This is a genomic window from Stenotrophomonas sp. YJH_SMC_37, assembly GCF_059370035.1.
Map to the genome: position 1 here is coordinate 47349 of NZ_JCAFTG010000003.1, position 21786 is coordinate 69134.

General features: G+C 66.9%; 14 protein-coding genes. 2 read left to right on the top strand and 12 right to left on the bottom strand.

The window, feature by feature from the left end; translation table 11 throughout:
• Positions 1-5 precede the first annotated feature (5 nt).
• Both AC5P8J_RS04950 and AC5P8J_RS04955 read right to left on the bottom strand, forming a co-directional pair.
• On the bottom strand, positions 6-1994 hold the full coding sequence (locus AC5P8J_RS04950) for a sialate O-acetylesterase (protein ID WP_494539911.1): 1989 nt from the start codon (positions 1992-1994) through the stop codon (positions 6-8).
• Positions 1991-4165: an alpha-glucuronidase family glycosyl hydrolase gene (locus tag AC5P8J_RS04955; RefSeq protein WP_050584636.1), complete on the bottom strand. Its 2175-nt coding sequence runs from the start codon at positions 4163-4165 to the stop codon at positions 1991-1993. Before AC5P8J_RS04955 ends, AC5P8J_RS04950 begins: the two co-directional genes overlap by 4 nt.
• A gap of 92 nt (positions 4166-4257) precedes the next feature.
• Between AC5P8J_RS04955 and AC5P8J_RS04960 the strand changes: the two genes are divergently transcribed.
• Positions 4258-5316 (top strand): LacI family DNA-binding transcriptional regulator, encoded by a 1059-nt coding sequence (locus AC5P8J_RS04960; RefSeq protein WP_021202401.1) that lies wholly within the window; start codon positions 4258-4260, stop codon positions 5314-5316.
• Between the two features lie 8 nt (positions 5317-5324).
• Here the strand turns inward: AC5P8J_RS04960 and AC5P8J_RS04965 are convergent, their stop codons facing one another.
• The 8 genes from AC5P8J_RS04965 to AC5P8J_RS05000 form a co-directional block, all read right to left on the bottom strand.
• The gene (locus AC5P8J_RS04965) at positions 5325-7883 is read right to left on the bottom strand and encodes a glycoside hydrolase family 3 protein (RefSeq protein ID WP_495216649.1); all 2559 of its coding nucleotides are present in this window, start codon (positions 7881-7883) and stop codon (positions 5325-5327) included.
• Positions 7880-9289: a sugar porter family MFS transporter gene (locus AC5P8J_RS04970; RefSeq protein ID WP_227852909.1), complete on the bottom strand. Its 1410-nt coding sequence runs from the start codon at positions 9287-9289 to the stop codon at positions 7880-7882. The genes AC5P8J_RS04965 and AC5P8J_RS04970 overlap by 4 nt, the downstream gene beginning before the upstream one ends.
• A gap of 44 nt (positions 9290-9333) precedes the next feature.
• Positions 9334-10668: a xylose isomerase gene (gene xylA, locus AC5P8J_RS04975; RefSeq protein WP_227854263.1), complete on the bottom strand. Its 1335-nt coding sequence runs from the start codon at positions 10666-10668 to the stop codon at positions 9334-9336.
• Positions 10669-10711: 43 nt separating this feature from the next.
• Positions 10712-12205 carry a xylulokinase gene (xylB, locus tag AC5P8J_RS04980; protein ID WP_495216650.1) on the bottom strand — a complete coding sequence of 498 codons (1494 nt, stop codon included), beginning with the start codon at positions 12203-12205 and terminating at the stop codon, positions 10712-10714.
• A gap of 165 nt (positions 12206-12370) precedes the next feature.
• On the bottom strand, positions 12371-13900 hold the full coding sequence (locus tag AC5P8J_RS04985) for a tryptophan halogenase family protein (RefSeq protein WP_495216724.1): 1530 nt from the start codon (positions 13898-13900) through the stop codon (positions 12371-12373).
• Positions 13901-13914: 14 nt separating this feature from the next.
• The gene (locus AC5P8J_RS04990; RefSeq protein ID WP_495216652.1) at positions 13915-14937 is read right to left on the bottom strand and encodes a cupin-like domain-containing protein; all 1023 of its coding nucleotides are present in this window, start codon (positions 14935-14937) and stop codon (positions 13915-13917) included.
• 3 nt (positions 14938-14940) lie between these two features.
• The gene (locus tag AC5P8J_RS04995; RefSeq protein WP_227854266.1) at positions 14941-15699 is read right to left on the bottom strand and encodes a SapC family protein; all 759 of its coding nucleotides are present in this window, start codon (positions 15697-15699) and stop codon (positions 14941-14943) included.
• Between the two features lie 129 nt (positions 15700-15828).
• Complete coding sequence (locus AC5P8J_RS05000; protein ID WP_031269491.1) at positions 15829-18957, bottom strand: TonB-dependent receptor; 3129 nt, start codon at positions 18955-18957, stop codon at positions 15829-15831.
• A 421-nt stretch (positions 18958-19378) separates the two neighbouring features.
• Between AC5P8J_RS05000 and AC5P8J_RS05005 the strand changes: the two genes are divergently transcribed.
• Entirely contained in the window at positions 19379-19936 is a 558-nt protein-coding gene (locus AC5P8J_RS05005; protein ID WP_021202392.1) for a fasciclin domain-containing protein, read from the top strand.
• Between the two features lie 99 nt (positions 19937-20035).
• Here the strand turns inward: AC5P8J_RS05005 and AC5P8J_RS05010 are convergent, their stop codons facing one another.
• Both AC5P8J_RS05010 and AC5P8J_RS05015 read right to left on the bottom strand, forming a co-directional pair.
• Positions 20036-20248 (bottom strand): hypothetical protein, encoded by a 213-nt coding sequence (locus AC5P8J_RS05010; protein WP_021202391.1) that lies wholly within the window; start codon positions 20246-20248, stop codon positions 20036-20038.
• A 106-nt stretch (positions 20249-20354) separates the two neighbouring features.
• Positions 20355-21536, bottom strand: a complete 1182-nt coding sequence (locus AC5P8J_RS05015; RefSeq protein ID WP_021202390.1) for a serine hydrolase domain-containing protein — start codon at positions 21534-21536, stop codon at positions 20355-20357.
• Positions 21537-21786: the final 250 nt, after the last annotated feature.

Below are 21786 nucleotides of genomic sequence, written 5' to 3' on the forward strand. Positions count from 1 at the left end.
CGTCATCATCGTCGGGCCTCGGCTTCGGCAATGGGAAGTTCGAACGGGCCGGCCGGCGCCCCGCTGCGGTCGCGCAGCGTGCACACCGGGCCATCGGCCCAGCAGTAGCGCACATGCGTTGCGCGCGTGGACAGCGGGCCGCGCAGCAGGATCCGGCGCGCATCCAGTCCGGCATCGGCGTACTCGCAGTGGCGCGTATGGCCCCTGGCCTCGCACAGTTCAAAGCCGATCGGACGCAGTGCGCCGGTTGCGGTGAGCGCACCTTCGACATCCTCGAACGCGATGGCCACGCCCGCGGGCGTCCGCACGGCCGTGACCGCCCGCGGACCTGACGGTGCCAGATCCTGCTCGCCGTACACCACATGGCGCGCCACGCGCGCCAGGCGGCGCCCGAGCTCCTGCTTGTTCGGCGGATGGATGTCGTAGGCGTCGCCGATGTCGATGGCAATGGCAAGACCGCTCTGCGCATCCTCGGCCGCGACGCGCCGCTGCGCCTCACGCACCTGCGCCCAGCCGCTGTCGGCGGGCGCAGCCGGCGGCTGGCCGTAGCCGGCCAGTTGTACCAGCAGCAGTGGCGTGCGCGCACCGAACTGCCGCCGCCAGTCCTCGCGCAGCGCACGCAACCGCGCCGCGTATGCCGCGCCATCACCGGTGTTCGATTCGCCCTGGTACCACAGCATGCCGCGCAGCCCGAAACCGCCGAGCGGTGCGATCATTCCGTTGTACAGCGTCGACAGCCCGGTGGCCGCCTGCCAAGGGGCAAATGGCGGCGCCTGTTGGCCCGGCGCAACCCGATACATCCACGGTCCCTGCAGTGGCACCCGCTCGCCGGTATCGAACTGCAGGCCGTGTGCCGTTGAAGGACCGGCCAGGCCGCCTTCGCCGTAGGTGTCCAGCACGTTGACCGCAATGCTGTTGGATCCTGCCTTCAGCAGGCCATGTGGCAACGGGTAGCGCCTCTCGCCGGCGCCGTACTGGCTGCCGACGGCGACCCCGTTCACCCAGGTCACGTCCACCTCGTCGGCCGATGCCAGCTCCAGGGTCGCGCCGCGTGCGGCCTGTTCAGCGCTCAGCATCACCTGCGTGCGATACCAGACCATGCCGTTGTAGTCGGCAAGTGCGGGCTCGTTCCACCGCTCCCATGCGCCCAGTGTGGCCGGTGCGGGCGACCATCCGCGGTCATCGGCATCCGTCCGCCATGGGGCGTCGCCGGGCAGCGTGCCCTCGCGTGTGGCCCACCAGTGCTGCCAGTAGCGGCCCCAGGCTGCGCGTGCCTCCAGCGGATCACGCGCAGACCGCGCGAGGATATCGAGTGCCTCGTCCAGGCTATCCTGCCCTCGCAGTGCACCCACGCTGGTCCAGGCCTCGATCCGCGAGCCCCCCCACGCCGCCTCGATCAGCCCCAGCGGCACGTCGACCGTGCGCTGCAGTTCGCGCGCGAAGTAGAAGCAGGTGGCGGAGAAATCGCGCACCGTATCAGGCGTTGCCGATGTCCAGGCAGTGCTGCCGTTGAAGCTCTCCTGTGCCTGCACGGCGGCGTGCTGCGGCACGGTGAACAGCCGGATCCGTGGCATCGTGGCTGCGGCAATCTTGCTGGCTGCGTTGAGCGAGCGCCACACCGGCAGTTCCATGTTCGACTGGCCCGAGCACAGCCACACGTCGCCGACCAGCACGTCGCGCGCCATCTCCCGACGTGTCCCGGCGCTTACTTCCAGCATGTGCGGACCGCCTGCGGCCACCGGGGGCAGCGTTGCCTGCCAGCCGCCTGCGGCGTCCGCCCGGGTGCTTACCGCCTGCCCGGCAAACGTCACGGAAACCGGCTGCAGAGGGCCTGCGTGCCCCCAGACCACAATGGGCCGGTCACGCTGCAGGACGGCGTGATCGCTGAACAGCGGATGCAGCAATCCCGTCGTTTCCCGCGCCGCGGCCGGCATCGCCACCACTGCCGCAGCCATCATCAACAGCGCACACCCGACCGCTCCGAACCTGCTCATCGGCCATCCCCCGGTGCGGACGGAAACTGCAAGGCCTGGTAGTACGACAACGCATGCGGCGGTGGCTGTTCGCCCGCGGGCAGCGGGCGGCCACTGAGCGACTGGAAGTAGGCCACGCTGGCGTCACGCCACCATTGCGCTTCGTCGTGCTGGATCTGCAGGAACGCCGCGACGTGCCCATGCCGCTGCGGATCGATCCGGTCGCTCAGGCCGGCCCAGGTGTCCTGCATCGACCGCACCTGGCGCACACCCCGCGAATAGCGCCCGACCAGCTCATCCCAGAGCCTCCTGCCCGAGCGCATGCGGTGATCCCACGGCACATGATGGAACCACAGCAGCAGCGACTCGGGCACCCGCTCGGGGTCGCCATAGACCTCGGCGACCTGCGGCGCGTACTGGCCCACGGCGTTGCTTCCGCCGGCGCTGCGGTCAAAGCCGATGCCCTGGCTGTCTGCGCGGTGGTAGTACACCGACGTCCAGTCCGCACGTGGGCCTCCGTCCACCCAGGGGCCGGGGCCGTAGTGATGGCCGCGTGCCATCAGGTGGTGCAGGCCCAGCGGCGTCATGTAATCCACTGCCGCCTCGCGCGAGTCCATCATCATCCGCACGATCGGGCCGGTCACCTGCGGGTCGGGCGAGAAGGTCAGCGCTGCCCAGTCTTCGGCAATCGCGCGCGCGGATTCCTGCGGGTTCCAGGCCAGTCGGCCGAAGGCGTACCAGTTGGCCTGATCGAAGTGCGAGCCACTCCAGGTGCGGTCCACGCCGATGTTGGCGACGCCGGCGATACCGGTCAGCGCATGACCCTCCAGCGAGCCATCGACCACGCGGGCAACCGTGGAGCCCTCGCCACGGGCATGGGTGTCGGCATGCAGCACTTCCTCGTAGAGCGTTCCCAGGTAGACCAGGTGCGTCGCAAAACCCAGGTATTCCTTGGTGATCTGCAGTTCCATCATCAGCGGCGTACGTGGCATCGCGCCGAACAGCGGATGGAACGGCTCGCGCGGCTGGAAGTCGATGGGGCCGTTCTTCACCTGCACGATCACGTTGGGGCGGAAGGCACCGTCCAGCCCGACAAACTCGCTGTACGCCTGCTTGGCGCGATCTTCGGGAACCTCGTGCGAATACACGAAGGCCCGCCACATCACCACGCCGTTGTAGGGTGCCAACGCGTCGGCCAGCAGGTTGGCGCCGTCGGCATGGGAACGACCGTAATCCTGCGGGCCGGGTTGCCCCTCCGAGTTCGCCTTGACCAGGAAGCCGCCGAAATCCGGAATGCGCGCATGGATCTCATCGACCTTGTCGTGCCACCAGCGCCGCACAGCCGGATCCAGGGGATCGGCCGTTGTCAGGCCGCCGAGCTCGATGGGCGCACTGAAGCGCGCGCTCAGATAGACCCGGATGCCATAGGGGCGGAACAGGTCGGCCAGCGCTGCGGCCTTGGCCAGATAGGCCGGCGACAGGCTCATCGCACTGGCGTTGACGTTGTTGAGGACGGTGCCGTTGATGCCGAGCGAGGCGTTGGCACGGGCGTAGTCGGTGTAGCGCGGGTCACGCCACTGCGGCAACGTCTGCCAGTCCCAGAGGGAGCTGCCTGCATAGCCACGCTCGACGTAACGATCCAGGTTGTCCCAATGGTCGAGCACACGCAGTGCGACCCGCGGCGACTCCCGCACGTCCAGCCCCTGCAGCGGCATGCCACGCTGCAACAGGCGCAGCAGATGGAACGTGCCATACAGCACGCCGACATCCCGGCGTGCCGCCACCAGCAGTACATCGCGCCCCTCGATCCGGACCCCCCGGATCAGGAAGCCCTCGTCGCCCAGCGTGGCAACCTCGTTGCCGAACGCGGCGACCAGCGCCGAGGACTGCGGCGTACCCAGCACCAGGGCATGGTCAGTACTGATTGCCGTTCGCATTGGCAGCGCCGTTCCCAGCAATCCAGGGAGGCTGCGCGCAAGCTCGTCGCGGGTAGCGCGCTGCATCGGCGTGCAATCCGGGGCCACCACTTCGGCCAATTGCCGCCGGTAATCGGCAGCGACCGTTGCGGCAACCGGCTGGTAGCGCATCCACAGCCCGTAGCCATCCTCCGCCCGCGCCACGCCAGCACAGGCCAGCAGCACGACCACGGCCGACAGGCGCGTGCCGACAGCACGCAACAAGGGCGTTAACATGCGCCTTTGTAGACTACGTCCGGGCCCGGGGCAGCGCATCATCGTCCTTCGCACCCCCGCGGCAGCGCCACCAAGAACAAAGGGATCGTGCATTGGACAAGCCGAAGAAATCGGTTCGCCGCAGAACCGCAGGCGTGACGATCGACGAGGTTGCGGCCCTTGCCGGCGTTTCGCCGATGACCGTGTCGCGGGTGATCAACCAGGGCAAGGTGCGCGACGTCACCCGCGAGCGCGTGCTGCGCGCCGTGCGTGAGCTGGGCTATACGCCCAATCTTGCCGCCAGTTCGCTGGCCGCCGCACAGCACACGCGCATTGCGCTGATCTACACCAACCCCAGCGGCGCCTACCTGCGCGAACTGCTGGTGGGCCTGCTGCGCGTCGCCTCCAGTTCCGCCATCCAGCTGGTCATCGACTATTGGGACAACCTGGATGCCGAATCCGAACGCAGGGCGGCGCGCGCGCTCGCCGGACGCGTCGACGGGGTGATCCTGCCGCCGCCGCTCTGCGAATCGCAGGCCGCCGTAAGCGAACTGGTCAAGGCTGGCATTCCAGTGGTGGCCATCGCATCGGGTCGCCTGAGCGAAGCCCTGTCCTGCGTCCGCATCGACGATTTCAGTGCGGGCAGGGAAATGACCGAGCACCTGCTCCGGCAGGGACACACCCGCATCGGCTTCATCCGAGGGCGCGATGACCTGAGCGCAAGTGCGCTCCGCTACGACGGCTTCGTCACCGCCCTGCGCGAGGCCGGGCTGGCGGTGGACCCCGGCCTGGTCCAGCACGGTGACTACACCTACCGGTCCGGCCTGGCTGCCGCCGAAAAGCTGTTGTCCCAGCGCCGGCCACCGACCGCGATTTTCGCCAGCAACGACGACATGGGCGCCGCCGCGATCTCCGTCGCCCATCGGCGCGGGCTGGAAGTGCCGCGCGACCTGTCGGTCGTGGGTTTCGATGACACCTCGGCCGCCACCACCGTGTGGCCGGAACTGACCACGATCCACCAGCCCATCGCCTCGATGGCCAACGCGGCCGTCGACATCCTGCTGCGCACCATCCGCCGTCCGGCGGCGGACACAACGGTGCTGCGCGATCATGTGATGCCGCATCGGCTGATCGCACGCGGTTCGGTCGCCGCGCCGCCCCGGCGGCGGTAGCGCAGGCATCATGCTCCGCATCCGAGGGTGACCTCGGCTTCGTTCAGCGCACCCAGCGCGACGCGTGACACGGAGATCGTCATCGCATCGCCCGTCACCACCGACCACGGCCGGTCGATCGCGTCCAGCTTGGCGCCCGCCTTGCCCAGGCACTTCAGCGGCACGCCAACACGCTTCCACTGGCCTTGTGGAAGCGCCGCCAGCGACGGCCCGATGGCGATGCGTGCCGAGCAGCCCGCGCCGCAACCGACCGACAGCCACGCCTCCCCCTGCGGCGCAGCGTCGACCCGCAGCGTGGTCAGCAGCATCAGGTCGCCGTTGGATTCGCGCTGCAGGTCCAGCGCCGTGTGCGACTGCAGTGCAGCGACGGCCTCGCCCTTGCCCGACCAGGCCAGGCGTCGCCCATCCTCCTGCGCCAGATGATCCACGCCGGTGATCTTCAGCCGATCATCGGGCAATGCATCCGGCACGCGGGTCACGGTCAGGCCCTGGCCTGCGGCCTGCTCAAGGCGCAGCGCCATGCCGGGGCCTGCATCACCGCGGGCGAAGAACACGCCGGTCGCGCCCTCGTTGCCGGTCACGCCCGATGCCTCCGGCAGCGCGGCCAGGTCGCCGTTGTCGGCGTAGGTCAGGCCAAAGCCGAACGCAAACAACGGATCGTAGTCCTTCTGGCCAACGTTGTTGGCGTACTGGGTGGCGGTGCGCGGCCAGCTGAAACTGAGCTTGCCCTTGAAATCGTGCTGCACGCGGCCATCGCTTCCGCGCAGCAGTACATCGGCAATGCCGGCGCCTTCCGAGCCCGGCAGCCATGCAGCCACGAAGGCATCGGCGGCATTGATTTCCCGGTTCACCCAGAGCGGCCGCCCGCTCAGGAAAACCGCAACAACCGGTATGCCTTCGGCCTTGAGCCGCTTGAGCAGCGCCAGGTCCGTTTCGTTGCCGGGCTTGTACGCCAGCGTCGGCCGGTCTCCCTGGAACTCGGCATAGGGGTCTTCGCCAAACACCACCACCGCCACATCGGGCTTCACTGCATAGCGACCGTCAACGGCAAGCACGGCTTCACCACCGGCCGCGCTGGCCTGGCGCGCGATGCCCTCGTAGATCGTGTCCGCATTGGGGAAGTCCTTGCGGGTGGTGCCGGTGCCCTGCCAGTTGAGCGTCCAGCCGCCGGCCTGCTTGCCGACATCGTCGGCTCCGTCGCCGGCCACGAGGATCCGCTGCTTCGGCGACAGCGGCAGGAGGCCGTTCTGGTTCTTCAGCAGGACCAGCGATTCGCGCACGGCCTGCCGGGCAACCGTGCGATGTGCCGGCGCGCCGATCAGTGCGAACTGCCCGCCGACGGCCCGCGTGGATGGCCTGCCGGCCTCGAACAGCCCAAGGCGGAACTTGACCCGCAGGATCCGGCGCACTGCATCGTCCAGCCGCTGCGTCGTGATCCGGCCGTCCTTGACCGCAGCCAGCGTCGTCTCGTAGAAGCCCTTCCAGCTGTCCGAGGCCATCGCCATGTCCAGGCCCGCGATGATGGTGGCCGGGCAGTCTGTGGTGGTGCAGCCCTTGACCTGTCCATGACCATTCCAGTCACCCACCACGAAGCCACCGAAGTTCATGCGACCCTTGAGCACATCGGTGAGGTAATGCCGATGTCCATGCATCTTTTCACCGTTGACGCTGTTGAACGACGCCATTGCGGTCTGCGCGCCGGCGGCGATTGCCGGCGGGTATCCGGCCGCGTGGATGCGCACCAGATCTGACTCGCTGATACGGGTGTCGCCCTGGTCCTTGCCGTCAGTGGTGCCCCCATCGCCCAGGAAGTGCTTCACCGAGGCGATCACATGGCGACCATCGAGGAACTCCGGTGTTCCCACCCTGCCCTGCAATCCCTCCACCATGGCGGCGGCATAGCTGGCCACCACCTCCGGCGATTCGGAGTAGCCTTCGTAGGTGCGTCCCCAGCGATCATCCTGGGGTACCGCAACGGTCGGCGCGAACGTCCACTCCATGCCGGTGACGCGGGTCTCCAGCGCGGTGATGCCACCGATCTGCCGCAGCAGCTCCGGATTGCGCGTGGCGCCCAGCCCGATGTTGTGCGGGAACAACGTGGCACCCATGATGTTGCTCTGCCCGTGCACGGCATCAATGCCGAACAGCAGAGGGATGGCCTTGCCGCCTTTGGAGGTATCCATGGAGGCGTCGTAGAAAGCGTCGGCCAGCGCCAGCCATTCGGCCGGCGAGGCGTCATAGCGGCCGCCGGGATCGGAGTTGCCTCCGGCCAGGATCGAGCCGAGCCGGTAGCGGCGCACGTCATCGGGGGTGACGCTGGCGATGTCGCCCTGCACCAGCTGGCCAACCTTGTCCTCCACCGTCATGCCGGCCATCAGATCGGTGATGCGCTTCTCCAGTGCCGGTTCTGCGGCCAGCGGCCAGGTGACCTTCGGCCAGGGATCCTTGTCGGTGGCTGCGGCGGCGGCAGCCCGGTCCTGGCCGCGGCAGCCGAACAATCCCAGCATCAGTGCGGCGACCAGCGCGCCACTGCGGATTACCAAGGCCTGCGATGTCATGGCGCTCATCCTTCCATCTGCTCCAGTTCCTTGCCCTTGGTCTCGTGCACGTGCCGGACCACGAAAATCACCGAGATCACGGCAGCGACGAGGTAGATGCCGTAGGTGGCTGCCAGCCCTGCCGCGGCCAGCAGCATCGGGAACGTCACCGTGACCACGAAGTTGGAGGTCCACTGCGCCGCGCCGGCGACCGCCAGGGCCGAACCGCGGATCTGGTTGGGGAACATCTCGCCCAGCATCACCCACATCACCGGCCCCCAGGACAGATTGAAGAACACAACGTAGGCGTTGGCCGCCACCAGCGCCAGCGTGCCCATGCGGCCGGGCAGCTGCAGATGCCCGTCGGCCAGCGAACCACTGGCAAAGGCCACCACCACCAGTGCAAGCGACAGCGACATCCCGGCCGAGCCGAACCACAGCAACGGCTTGCGGCCGATCCGGTCGATCAGCAGCACCGTGACCACGCAGGCACCGATGCTCAGCGCGCCGGACAGCACGTTGATCAGCAGTGCGTCGTTTTCGGAAAAGCCGACCGCCTGCCACAGCACGGCGCCGTAATAGAACACCACGTTGATGCCGACCAACTGCTGGAAGCAGGCCAGCCCGACGCCGACCCAGACAATCGGGCGGATCCGCCCGGTCCCCCTGCTTTTCAGGTCGGACAGTCGCGGGCGATGGTGGTCGTTGGACAGCGAGGCATCGATCTCCTCGAGCGTGGCGCGGGCCTTGCCGCTGCCCAGCAGCCGGGTCAGCACCCGTAGTGCATCGTCCTTGCGCCGCTTCACCACCAGGTAGCGCGGGCTCTCAGGAATGGTCAGCAACAGCAGCAGGAACAGCAGCGACGGCGCGGCCTGCATCCAGAACATCCAGCGCCAGGCGGCCTGCCCGCCCCACAGCGGTTCGGTCGACGCGCCCGCTGCGGCCGCCAGCAGGTAGTTGGACAGGAAGGCAGCGGTGAGGCCGGTGATGATCGCGATCTGCTGCACGGTAGCCAGGCGGCCGCGATAGCGGGCCGGAGCGACCTCGGCAATGTAGGCCGGCGAGATCACGCTGGCCGCGCCGACCGCGAATCCACCCACCACCCGTGCGGCGATGAACCAGCCCGACGACACCGCTGCCCCGGCACCGAGTGCCGACAGCAGGAACATCACTGCCGACAGGATCAGCACGTTGCGACGGCCCAAGCGGTCGGCCAGCCGGCCTGCACTGAACGCGCCCACCGCACAGCCCAGCAGCATCGACGCGATCTCGAATCCCTGCATCCACTCACCGGACCGGAACGCCTGGTGCAGGCCATCCTGGGTACCGTTGATCACGCCGCTGTCGAAGCCGAACAGAAAACCGCCAATCGTCGCCACCACACTGATCAGTACGATCAGCCGCGTGTTCTCACCACTGCCCGCTGCCTGGTTCATCCCCATCCCCTTGAGTGCACCGTTGCGCCCTTCGCCTGCCGCGCTCAGCGCAGCAGGTATTGGTTGAGCAGGTTTTCGTAACGCTCCTGCTTGCCGCTGGCCTGGCGCGGTTCGCCGAGCCGGGAGGCCAGTGCCGCCAGGTCCGGCAGGCTGAGCGTGCCGCGCTCGAACTCCTGGCCGGCGCCACTGTCGAAACTTGCGTAGCGCTCCTTGCGCCATTGCTCCCAAGGAGACTCGGTCAGCAGTGCATGGGCAACCTCCAGGCCGCGTGCGAACGCGTCCATGCCACCAATGTGGGCAATGAACAGATCCTCCAGGTCGGTCGACTCACGGCGCACCTTCGCATCGAAGTTCAACCCGCCCTCCAGCCCGCCCTGGCGCAGCACGACCAGCATCGCGCCCACGGTGTCGTACAGATCGCTGGGGAACTGGTCGGTGTCCCAGCCGTTCTGCGCGTTGCCGCGGTTGGCATCGATGCTGCCGAGCAGGCCATGATCGGACGCGACCTGCAGGTCGTGCTCGAAGGTATGGCCGGACAATGTGGCGTGGTTGGCCTCGATGTTGAGCTTGAAGTCCTTGTCCAGCCCATGCTCCTTCAGGAAACCCACCACCGTGGCACTGTCGAAGTCGTACTGGTGCTTCATCGGCTCCATCGGCTTGGGCTCGATCAGGAAGTTGCCCTTCAGGCCGATGCTGCGGCCATAGTCGCGGGCCATGGTCAGGAAGCGTGCGAAGTGCTCGATCTCGCGCTTCATCTGCGTATTGGCCAGCGACGCATAGCCCTCGCGCCCGCCCCAGAACACGTAGTGCTCGCCACCGAGTTCGACCGTGGCCTCCAGGGCGGCCTTGACCTGCACCGCGGCGCGGGCCACCACGGCGAAATCGGGATTGGTCGATGCACCGTTCATGTAGCGCGGGTGCGAGAACAGGTTGGCCGTGCCCCACAGCAGCTTGACGCCGGTGGCCTCCTGGCGCGCCTTGGCCAGGCCCACCATGTGCGTGAGGTTCTTCAGGTACTGGCCGATATCATCGGCATCCGGCGCCAGGTCGATATCGTGGAAGCACCAGTACGGCACGCCCAGCTTGGTGAAGAACTCGAACGCCGCGTCCACCTTTGCTTCGGCCGTGGCCAGCGGCGAGCCCGCCTCCCACGGGAACTGCCGGGTACCCGGGCCGAACGGATCGTGCCCGGCATTGCAGAAGGTATGCCAGTAGCACACGGCAAAGCGCAGATGCTCCTGCATGGTCTTGCCACCGATGACCCGGTTTGCATCGTAGACCTTGAAGGCAAGCGGATTGTCCGAGCCCTTGCCCTCGAACGGAATGCGGCCGATGCCGGGGAAGTATTCCTTGGCGCCGATGAAGGGCTGCGTGCTCATGGTGCGTGCTCCTGTCGTTGTACGGGGTGGCGTGGAGGAGCCATCAGCCGCGCTGCAGCGGCGTGATGGCATCAAGATGACTGAGGAAGCGTGCGTAGGCCCGTGCATAGGCATCGCTGCGGTCCGGATCCGGGCGCGCGGAGAGCGTGGGATCGACGGTGACGTGCCGTGCGGTGATGTCGCTGATCGAAGCGGCGTTGCCCTGCGCCCTGGCGAGCGACCACAGCGCCTGTAGCGCCGCTCCAAACGCCGCGCCTTCGGCCTGCACCGGGACCTCCACGGGCAGGCCGAACACATCGGCCACCAGTTGACGCCAGGCAGCGCTGTTGCTGCCACCGCCGGTGAGCACGATGCGATCAAACTGCATGCCCGCGCGGACGAAGGCGTCGTAGCCGTACCTCAGGCTGTAGGTCGCGCCCTCCATGGCGGCGCGGTAGAGGTGCGCCGGAGTGAAGTTGGCGGTGTCCAGGCCGGCCAGCACACCCTTGCCGAGCGGCAGGTCCGGCGTACGCTCGCCATTGAGGAAGGGCAGCATCACCAGCCCGCCTGCTCCCGGTGGCGTCGCGCGCAGGTGCGCATCGCCGTCGCGGGTGCTGAAGCCGAAGGCACGGGCCACCTGTTCGGTCGCCACGGTGCAGTTCATGGTGCAGATCAGCGGCAGCCATCCTCCCGTGGACGAGCAGAACGCGGCCCAGGCGCCGTTCGCGTCGATCACCGGCGCGCTGGAATAGGCAAACAGCGTTCCAGACGTTCCCAGGCTCATCGCCAGGCGGCCTTCGGTGACGCAGCCAGTGCCGATCGCGGCCATCATGTTGTCGCCGCCGCCAACGGCCACCTTCACCGCCGCTGCAAGCCCGAGCGCGGCCGCGGCCTTCGGCGCGATATCAAACAGGGCGTCGGGTGAGGCGATCGGCGGCAGGCAGGCGGCAAGATCACGATCAGGATCGGTGGCGCGCAGCAGTTCCTGCGACCAGGTGCGTGTGCGCACGTCCAGCCAGCCGGTTCCGGACGCATCGCCAAGCTCGCAGAACCGCTGCCCGGTCAACACGAAATTCAGGTAGTCGTGTGGCAGCAGGATGGTCGCCAGCCGCGCGTAGGCGTCGGCACGGTGGATCCGGGTCCAGGGCAGCTTGGACGCTGTGTAGCCGGCCAGGATCGGGTTGCCCGCCAGCGCGATGGTCCGTTGGAATCCGCCCACGGCGTCCATGATCTGGATGCATTCGGCCGAGGTGCTGGTGTCGCACCACAGCTTGGCCGGCGCCAGTACCTCGCCAGCATCATCAACCGGCACGAACCCATGCTGCTGCCCCGATACCGCCAGTGCGACGATGCGAGCGCGCAGCGAGGGGTCGATCCTGGCAAAGCAGTCGCGCAGGGCCGACACCCAGTCGGCAGGCGCCTGTTCACGGCTGCCGTCGGCACCGCTGTCCAGCGTGAGCGGCGCGCTGGTGACGGCGGCCACCGCTTGCGCCTGCGGGTCGTAGACCAGCACCTTCAGGCTCTGCGTCCCTGCATCGATCCCTGCAACCAGACCCATCGAAACCGCCTCCGATCAACAAAAAGGTAGCGCTAACATTCCGTGGACTCAAAAAGGGGGCGTGCTGTCCGGCCCCCTCGTTGCCACCGCATGCGTCATCGCCTGCGGTGTTCCCGCACTGTAACCAGCTGCAGCGGAAAAAGCGTGCTGCAACGCAAAACCCTGCTATGCGATCGTCGCCGTCGGACGCCACACGTCTGCGCCGGACCTGCAGTACTGCGCGATGAACTCTGCCTGGGTCGGCATCTGCGCCGCGGCGTGATGCACGGGCTGTTGGATGCCCTTCAACAGGGTGCGCAGATCGGCGTCACTCACCGCCCGCGCCAGCGGATGCGGCGGGCCTGGCGGAATGCCCTGCCCGAGCAGCACGCTGGTCCAGGACTCGATGCGGAACAGCTCGCCGGGGTCCTGCCAGGCGTGCGCACGCTCGCGCCACGCCTGCAACCGCTGCTGCAGCGATCCGGGCACGCTCATCTCGCGACACGCCTTCCACATCGGTTCGGTGCGCTGCGTTGCGTGATAGTGCAGGATGATGAAGTCGCGCACATGCTCCATTTCCTGGCGGCTGACATCGTTGTACAACTGCACCAGCGACGCACTGATGCCGTCGAACGGGAACAACTGGATCAGGCGCACCACCGCGCTGATCGTCAGATGGATGCTGGTCGACTCCAGCGGTTCGATGAAACCGCTGGCCAGCCCGAGCGACACCACGTTGCTGTTCCAGGCCTTCAGCCGGCGCCCGCTGCGGAACGGCACGTTCCATGGGTCGCGCAAAGGTGGAGCCCCTGCATCGCGCAGCAGTTTCGCGGCGGCCTCGTCATCAGACAGATGGCGGCTGTCATACACCAGCCCACAGCCAACGCGGTGCTGCAGCGCGATGTGCCAGCGCCACCCCGCCTCGTGGGCGATCGCCCGGGTATAGGGCACCGGCGGCGCCACCGCTTCGGTCTGCACCGCCACGGCCCGGTCGCACGGAAGCCATTCGTGCCAGTCCTCGTAGCCGGTGCCCAGCGCCTGCTCGATCAGCAGGCCACGGAACCCCGTGCAGTCGATGAACAGATCGCCCTCGATCACCTGGCCGTCGTCCAGTACCAGCGCCTGAACCGAGCCGTCGTGCGCGTGCGGCCTGACCTGGGCGATCCTGCCTTCGATCCGGCGCAGGCCGTTGGCCTCGGCCCTGCCGCGCAGGAACCGCGCATACAGGCTGGCATCGAAGTGATACGCATAGCTGGCCTGCGGCTGGGTGTGCAGCGAGAAGCGGTCGCCGCGCGACGCGATGCTCTCCAGGCAGAAGTCGCCCAGGTCCGAGGGCATGCCGCGGCGCAGGCTGTCCAGCCAGAAGTGATGGAAGGGAGCCGCCCAGGTGCCATGGCCGATGGTGCCGAACGGATGGAAGAAGCGATCCCCCGGCAGCCGCCAGTTCTCGAACGAGATCGACAGCTTGAAGGTGCCGGCCACCGCGCGCAGGAACTCCTGCTCGTCAATCTGCAGGAAGCGATGAAAGGTGCGGATCGGCGGCACGGTGGACTCACCGACGCCGACCGTGCCGATCTGCTCGGACTCGACCAGCGTGATCTGCAGCTGGTCACGGAACTGATGCGCCAGCGCGCAGCCGGCCAGCCATCCCGCTGTACCGCCACCGGCAATGACCACATTGCGGATGCGCCCTGCAGGCGTGCTCTCGGTATCCAACGCGGTGCCCTCTCTCAACGGTTGAGCCTGCCCAGCAGCATCGCGCGCATGCGGCGGGCGCGCTGCTCGTCGAACGGTGCCAGATCCCCGCGCGCGGCGTCAGGCAGGTGCTGCCCCGCGCGCTCGCCGGGGCCGAATACGTAGTAACGGAAGAGCCCTTCCCAGGCCCGCTTCTCACGCGCTGGCAGGTCGCGCACGGACCACATCGCGTGCTGCAGCGCCGCCAGCGGCGACCCCAGCCAGGCCGGCGAGCTTCGCCACCAGTAGTTCACCAGCACGTTGAACGGTTCCAGGCTGCGTACATGGTGCCACCACATGCTGGGAATGAAGATCGCATCGCCGGGCCCAAGCACCGCACTGCGCGCGTTCGCCAGCGCCTCGCGGAAACGTGGATGCCGATCGAAGTCTGGCTGTTCGAAGTCCACCACGCTGACCACCTGTCCGCCCGGCGTGGGATCGAGCGGGCCCGGATAGAGGTTGTCGATCTGGGCGGGCGGGAACAGGGTGAACTCGCGCCGCCCCACCGCGCAGCAGGCGAGGTTGTCGGGTGTGTCGAAATGGCACGAGGCCGTCACCCGGCTGCCGATCCAGATGCTGGCGGTGGCGTCGATGCCCTGCTTCGCCAGACCGGCGTCGTTGGCCTGCGCGAATGCCGGCAGCAGTGCCCGCGCAATCGGCAGCGAGGCCACGTAGTAAGTGGGCGGTTGCGGTGCATGCAGCGTCATGGCGATCTCTTCCAGCACCTGGGCCAGACCGCCACGCCGCACTTCGAAGTTCAGCCGGGTGAAGTCCGCGCTGTAGAACGGGCGGCCTGCGATCTCGGGGCCGCCGAACGAGTACTGGATGGGCGCACCCGCATCGACGCTGCACAGGTACGCCATTGCGTCCTGCACCCCGCCCAGTCCGGCCTGGACCAGCGGCCAACCGCTGGCGATGCCGCGCAGTACAACCGGCTCACCGGCCTCCACCAGGTCAGCCAATGGCAAGGCGGCAGGATCGATGCCTTCCAGGATCCGCATCGGCAGGCGGGCGTGCACCGGTCAGTTCCTGACCGCCCGCGCGGTGCCGTCCTGGACGCGGAGGCGGCGCTGCTTCTCGGCGATCAGGCGGCGCATGTTATGCAGCGAGGCAAGCATCAGGTACGCACCTTCCAGGTAACCGGCGCGGTTCAACGCAGCCAGGCGCGAACTGTCCAGCGCCGCCAGGCGCTCGCGGTCAATGCCGTGCAATCCGCTCACGCTCACCCGGTGGTGCGGCGCGATCTGCACGTCGAGCGTGACCGGCTGGATGAGGCCGCAGTCGTCGAGCATCGCGAACATTGCGGCCGCGTACGCGCTGCCCTCGTGGATGCCGCGCAGCACGCCGGCGATGTGGTCCAGGTAGGGCGTGTTGCCGCCCTGCGGCAGGAACACCGGCTCACCGGCGCCGGCGGTGACGCGCGGATGGTCCAGGTCCACGTGCATCACCGCATCCTGGGTGAGCAGGCCATCCACGTAGTGCTCCTGGAACCCGATCAGGAACGGCCCTTTGGCGGCCGCACCAGGCAGGTAGGAGGCATTCCAGCGCCCGTCCTGCAGGAACAGGTTCTCGTGTTGTTCGAAACCCAGCAGGGCCACGGACTGCCACGCTTCTGACCCGGTTTCCCTGCGCAGGAAGATCGGATACTCACGCTGCAGTTCAGCGAACTCGCTGGGATAGGCCGGCACCATGCCCACCGCATCGCCGAACTGCGGCCCGAATCCGGTGGCGACCTTCAGGTCCCGATGCGCGATGTTGTTGAGCATTTCGTAGCGGGCCATCAGGGTATCCAGTCCAATGCGGGTTGCTGGCCGGCAGGGTAGCGCAGGCGCGACAGGTGCGGCGACACCGTCCCGGCACGGCACCGCTGGCGGGCAGCGGTGCCGTGCCGGACGCATCGGCAACCAGGTTCAGAACTTGTAGCGGACGCCCAGCATGTAGCGCGGGCTCTGGTCTGCCAGCTTGACGATCATCTGCGACGTGCGCGAGCGCCACCGCACATCCTCACCGGTCAGGTTGATCGCCTCCAGGCTGAAGGACCAGTGGTCATCGAGCGCGTAGTTGACGCTGAGATCCCACTGCTCGTACGGCTCCACATAGTACGGATTGCGGCTGGAGCCCTGGTTGGCCAGGATCAGGTACTGATCGCGCCAGTTCCATGCCAGTCGCACCGACCACCCGTACTTCTCGTACATCAGCATGGCGTTGGCGGTGTCGCTCAGGCCGGTGAGCGAGAACTGGTCGATACCCGGATCGCCGCCGTTGTTGTAGCCGACATCACCTTTCACCACCGTGTAGTTGGCCAGTACGCCGAACCCGGTGTCACCGAAGAAGTACTGCCCGCCCAGCTCCCAGCCGTGCAGCTTGGACTTGTTCTGGTTAATCGGGCGATTGACGTTGAACTGGTACAGCGGATCGTTGGCCTGCCCATACAGATCGTAGGCCGCTTCGGTGGCCAGCACCTGCGCATCGGTGCCGTTGTAGGCACCCAGCCCGGCGGGATTGTTGCGCAGCAACGCCAGTGCGGTGAACAGCGAGGTGTCGTTGGCCGAGCAGGCAGCGGCATTGGCCGGCCCGACCTGGGCGACGCAGGCGCCGCTGGTCAGGAAGTCCAACGCCGCCCGCGCATCCGGCCCGGAGGTCGGGTCGGTGAGGCCGTACAGGCTTTCCTGCACGACGGTGTTGCCGATGAAGTTGCTGACCGACTTGTTCCAGTAGGTCAATGACACATAGCTGGCATCGGCGAAGTACCACTCCAGCCCCAGGTCGAGGTTGTCCGATTCCAGCGGCTTCAGGCTCGGGTTCTGGGAATTGCCGCTGGCGCGCGAGGAGGGATCGATCAGCACCGAGCCGAACGGCTGCTGGGCCCCGGGTCCCGCATAGAGATTGCCGTACGGCGCGCGGGCGATGCTCTTGCCGAACGAAACGCGGCCCTTCAGCTCCTCGGTGAGGTCGATGCTGAAATCAAGGTTGGGCAGGATGTAGCTGTACCGCGCCTTCTCCGTGAAGGGCTGCTGCTCATCGGACAGCACGATGCGGAAATCGTTGTTGGCCTGCCACTCGATGGATTCGGGAACGGCAATGACCGAGGTCGACACCACGTCGGTGGTTTCATAGCGCACGCCCAGGCGGGTGTTGGTGCGCATGCCGCCCAGCTCCCCGTCCAGTTCCACCTGGAAGTACGCCGCCTTGGTCTTCTCTTCCACGAAGTTGTCGGCCGCGCGTTGCGGGTTCACACCCAGGCCGACGCCGTACTCGCCCGATGCCCATTGCGCGAGCTGTCCGGCATTGCCGCGCCAGGCGGGCCAGCTGTTGGCACTGTAGTCGTCGAACAGGCCGACGATGCTGACCGGCTGCAGCAGGTCCATCAGGCCCGCGGCGGTATCCCGGTCCACGTTGGCCACGCCCCAGTCACCCAGGGTGGAGTAGGCCTCGGCGGCCTGGATGCGGTGGGTGGTGGACTTGTTGGTGTCCACGCCGAACTGGAAGCGGCCGTGGTCGAAGTTCCATTCGCCATCGACGCGCGCCTGCTTGATCTCGCTGATCTGGGTCTGCGCGTTGACGCGCAGCACCTGCGTGCCAACCTCGCCTTCCTGGAAGCCCGGGTTGACCACGCCATTGGTCCCGGCGACCGCATCGGCGGTGCTGGGATACCAGACCTGGGTGCCAACCGGCAGGCCATTGTTGAAGTTCAATTCCTGCACCCAGGAGCCGCCACAATGCGGGCCACGGGTGCAGTTGTTGGTGCCGGCGATGCTCATGAAGATCGAACCACCGCCGGTCAGCGGATCATTCGGGCGGCTCTCGTTCTTCGAGTTGTGCGCATCGAAGCTGAGCTTGAAGCGGTCGCTGACATTCCAGACGGCGTTGAAGCCCAGCGAGCCCAGCTTGTACTCCTGCATGCTGCGCTGCTGTTCCAGGCCGAAATCCTTGGTGCCGGCGATTTCACGGATGTATACCGGCGTCGCGACGGCGCCACTGGTGTCGAACTCGACGTTGGTGTAGTTGCTGTTCTGCAGCCACATGCCCTGCTCGCCGCGATTCTCGGTGATTTCGTTGGTCGAGTAGGTGTAATCCACGGTCAGGGTCAGGCTGTCCGTCGGTGCGAACTGCAGCACGGCCTGGCCGTTGACGCGTTCGCGTTCGAATTCGGAGAACGCGTAGCGCAGGTCGTTGGGCCGCGCGTAAAGCTGGCCGACGGCCGGGGCATTGACCACGGTCGGATTGCCCGGCATCGACCCTGTCCACGGCTGCACGTTCCAGTAGTTCTCCGTGGCCTGCACCGAGCCACCCTTGCGCTTCTGCTGGCTCGCGCTGAGGCTGACGCCAAAGGTCTTTTCCGGATTGCTGTAGCTGAAGATGCCCGACAGCTCCGGTGTCAGGTCATTGTCGAACGGCTGACTCTGGTCGGAGACCAGCTTCGCCCCGGCGTTGGCCACGATGCCGGCGTGATCAAGCGGGCGCGAGGTCAGGATGTTGATCGTCGCACCGATGCCACCGCTGGGCACCTGTGCCTGGCTGGTCTTGTAGACCTCGATGCCATTGATGGCCTCGGCGGCCAGCTGCGCGAAATTGAAGGCGCGGGTGCCGCCGTCGACACCGCCGATGGCGACCTGTCCAGAGGCACCGAATGCATCGGCACCCGGCATCTGCCGACCGTTGAGCGTGACCATGTTGAACTGGGGGCCGAAGCCACGCGCGGTCACCTGCGCACCCTCGCCGTCACGGCGCTCGATGGAGATGCCGGTGATGCGCTGCAACGATTCGGCAAGATTGGTATCGGGGAACTTGCCGATGTCCTCGGCGCTGATCGCGTCGACCACGCCCGCCGAGTCGCGCTTGATGTCCATGGCCTGGCTCAGGCTGTTGCGTATGCCCGTGACCTGCACTGCATCGAGCTGGGTGGGCTGCGACTGGCTCTGCGGCTGCTGCCCGGTCGCCGGTGCTGCGTCCTGCGCAAAGGCAGGATTGATGACCAGGGCGCCACCCACGAAGGTGAACATGGCCCGGGACCGGAACTTCGCCAATGCGCGGCTCATGAACCGGACCTCGGGGCCAGGGTGCCGCGGAAACTGCAAGTGCTCATGAAAGTCCCCTCTGACATACGATCGAATGGATGTACCGCCCCCTCCCAGGGGCACGCACGGGCGTGGCCCGCATTCCAAACCGAACAGCACGGGTGCTCGGGCACGCCGCGACTTACACTTGCTTTTCAAGCCTGCCAGGACAAACACGCGGCAAAGAAGGCAGCCCCTGGACCTTGGATCCCCGTCCGACTGGTAGCGCTACCATCGCGTTGCAGCGGAGAGTAATCACCCCGGTTCGCGCTTGTCACCATGCAGCGCAGCAAACCAGCAGCGCGCGGCACAGCTCATGACCCGGCTGCTGCTGCATCCGGTCAGGCGCACCCGACGTAGGAAGGATGCCCGCACTTGCGGGTCATCCAGAAAGGAACGCACCGTGAACGCTCTTCAGCGCATCGCCGCCGCAGTCGGCTTCGCCCTACTCGTTTCGTCCGGCTCCTCAGTTTTCGCCGCCAACGCCGTCATCGTGGGCGGGGCAGAGATGTACCCCACCAGGACCATCGTCGAGAACGCCGTCAATTCCAAGGATCACACCACCCTCGTTGCAGCGGTCAAAGCAGCCGGCCTGGTCGACACCCTCAACGGCGCCGGGCCCTTCACTGTTTTCGCGCCCACCAATGCGGCCTTCGAAAAATTGCCTGCAGGCACTGTCGATACGCTGGTGAAGCCGGAAAACAAGGCACAGCTGACCCGGATCCTGACCTACCACGTCGTCCCGGGCAGCTACAGTTCGGCGCAGCTTCTGGCCGATGCCCGCAAGCACGGCGGCAAGGCCACCCTCAAGACCGTGCAGGGTGAGCCTCTCACCGTGGCGCTCCACGATGGCAAGCTCTGGATCATCGACGCAAAGGGTGGCAAGGCAGGCATCAGCACTGCAGATGTCAGCCAGTCCAACGGCGTCATCCACGTGGTCGACACCGTGCTGATGCCCTAGTATGCGGCCTCATGCAACGGGCATCCGGCGCGATGCCCGTTGCCCGGGCCGGTCATGCCGCCGTCAACATGCGGATGCGCGGCCGGCATGGCGTAGTGGCTACCACACCGGTCCCAGCAGCTTCATCACTTCGGCCTCCAGTTTCTGCGCGGCCTCGTCCTGGGAGGCGACCTTGATGCACAACCCCGACTGTGCCGGTCCCGGCACCAGCTGGTAGCGGTTGATGGTGCCGCCACCTTCACCGTCCAGCGCTACCCGCGCCACTACCGTTCGGCCATTGGCGTGGAAGGTCCAGTCCTGATAATCAAACATGCTTCAGTACGTGTGCGGCCAAGATGTCATCCCACTTTAGGCGGCATGCCAGTGAAGAACGCTCCAGGAAGATGTTCAGCGCGCGTGGACATGATGGCGACAGGGCCTATTGCAGTGCCCGCGCCAACTGCAGGACATCGGCGAAGAAGGAGGGATAGTCGTCCTGAGGAGCGTTGTGGGTCTGGCGCCGGTGGATCAGGCGCACTGCGACGACACGCTGTTCCGGAACGATCATCAGGTATTGGCCCAGGTAGCCGTTGGCGGCAAAGCCGACGACCGGCCCCCGTGAGATGTCGTAGAGATCGGCGAGCTTCAGGCCGCGCGCGGAGATCTGGCTGCCGTAGCGCTGGGACCAGTCCGCGCCCAGTTGATCGGCGAGGAAGGCGACCAGCGTGCTGCGGCTTTCGAATACTCGCCCTGCGCTGGCCTGCAGTGCGCGCTGTACGTCGTCGTCCACGCCCCTTTTCACCAGCAGATCCCGTAGCCGGGGCTTGAGCTGGTAGCGTTCCCAGGCCGGTATCCGCCACCACAGCAGCCCAACATCTGGCGCACGGGCGCTTTCGGTCGTCATCAACGCGACCGACTGCTCACTCAGGAGACGTTTGCCATCCGGCGCCACGCCTCCGTCCAGCAACAGTTGCCCGATGGCGGCAAGATCGGCCGCGCGCAGGGACAGCCCGGCCATGCCCAGCGGGGTGCCTGCCTCATCCTTCATCCAGGTGTAGTGGGCAATGCCCAGGGGCTTGAACAGGCGCGCGTCCACATAGGCATCCAGCGGCTCGCCTGCCAGGCGCTCGACAATACCGGGCAGCAGGTTGGTGGCCTTGTTGTTGTAGGAGAACACGGCACCCGGGGCATCGCTCAGCTCGGCGGCCAGTGCCAGCCTGACCAGGTCCGGGGCCCCTTCCAGCTCTTCGCCCGCGTTCGCCACGTTCTGCAGGCCCGAGGTATGGTCCAGCAGCATGCGCACGGTAATGGCGCGCTTCCTGCCCTGCTTCCATTCGGGATAGATCTGGCTGACCGGCGTATCGATCGAAGCCAGCTTTCCGTCGTCCAGCAGCAATGCAATGGCCAGCGCGACGACCGACTTGGTGGCCGACATCAGGTGAACGGATTCCTGCCCGGCGGCGGGCTTCAGCTCAAGCAGCGTCTCCCGCTCATGCATCACCAGGACCGCATCGGAATGCGCGGCGCGTGCATTGCGCTCGATCGCGGCAAGGGCATCGGCACGTGTCGCCGCTTGGCTGGGCCCGGCGATGCCGAACACCAGGGCCAGGGCGCAGGACAACCAGCAGGATCTTGGCATCGCAATCTCGTCCAATGAGTGTGTGCGTAGCTTGACTACATGTGTAGTCACACTGCAGTGCCTGAAGTCATGGCCCGCTTGAGTGCTGAACGTGGGCTGGGCGCCGCCCCGGCCCACCTGCAGCGCGGTCGACGGCAGCGGTCGCCATGCCGCGCCGCACGGTATGATGCGGCGACCCGGAACCTGCGATGATTGCAGCGGCCGCCCATCCGCTGATCGCGCGCGCCAGGCC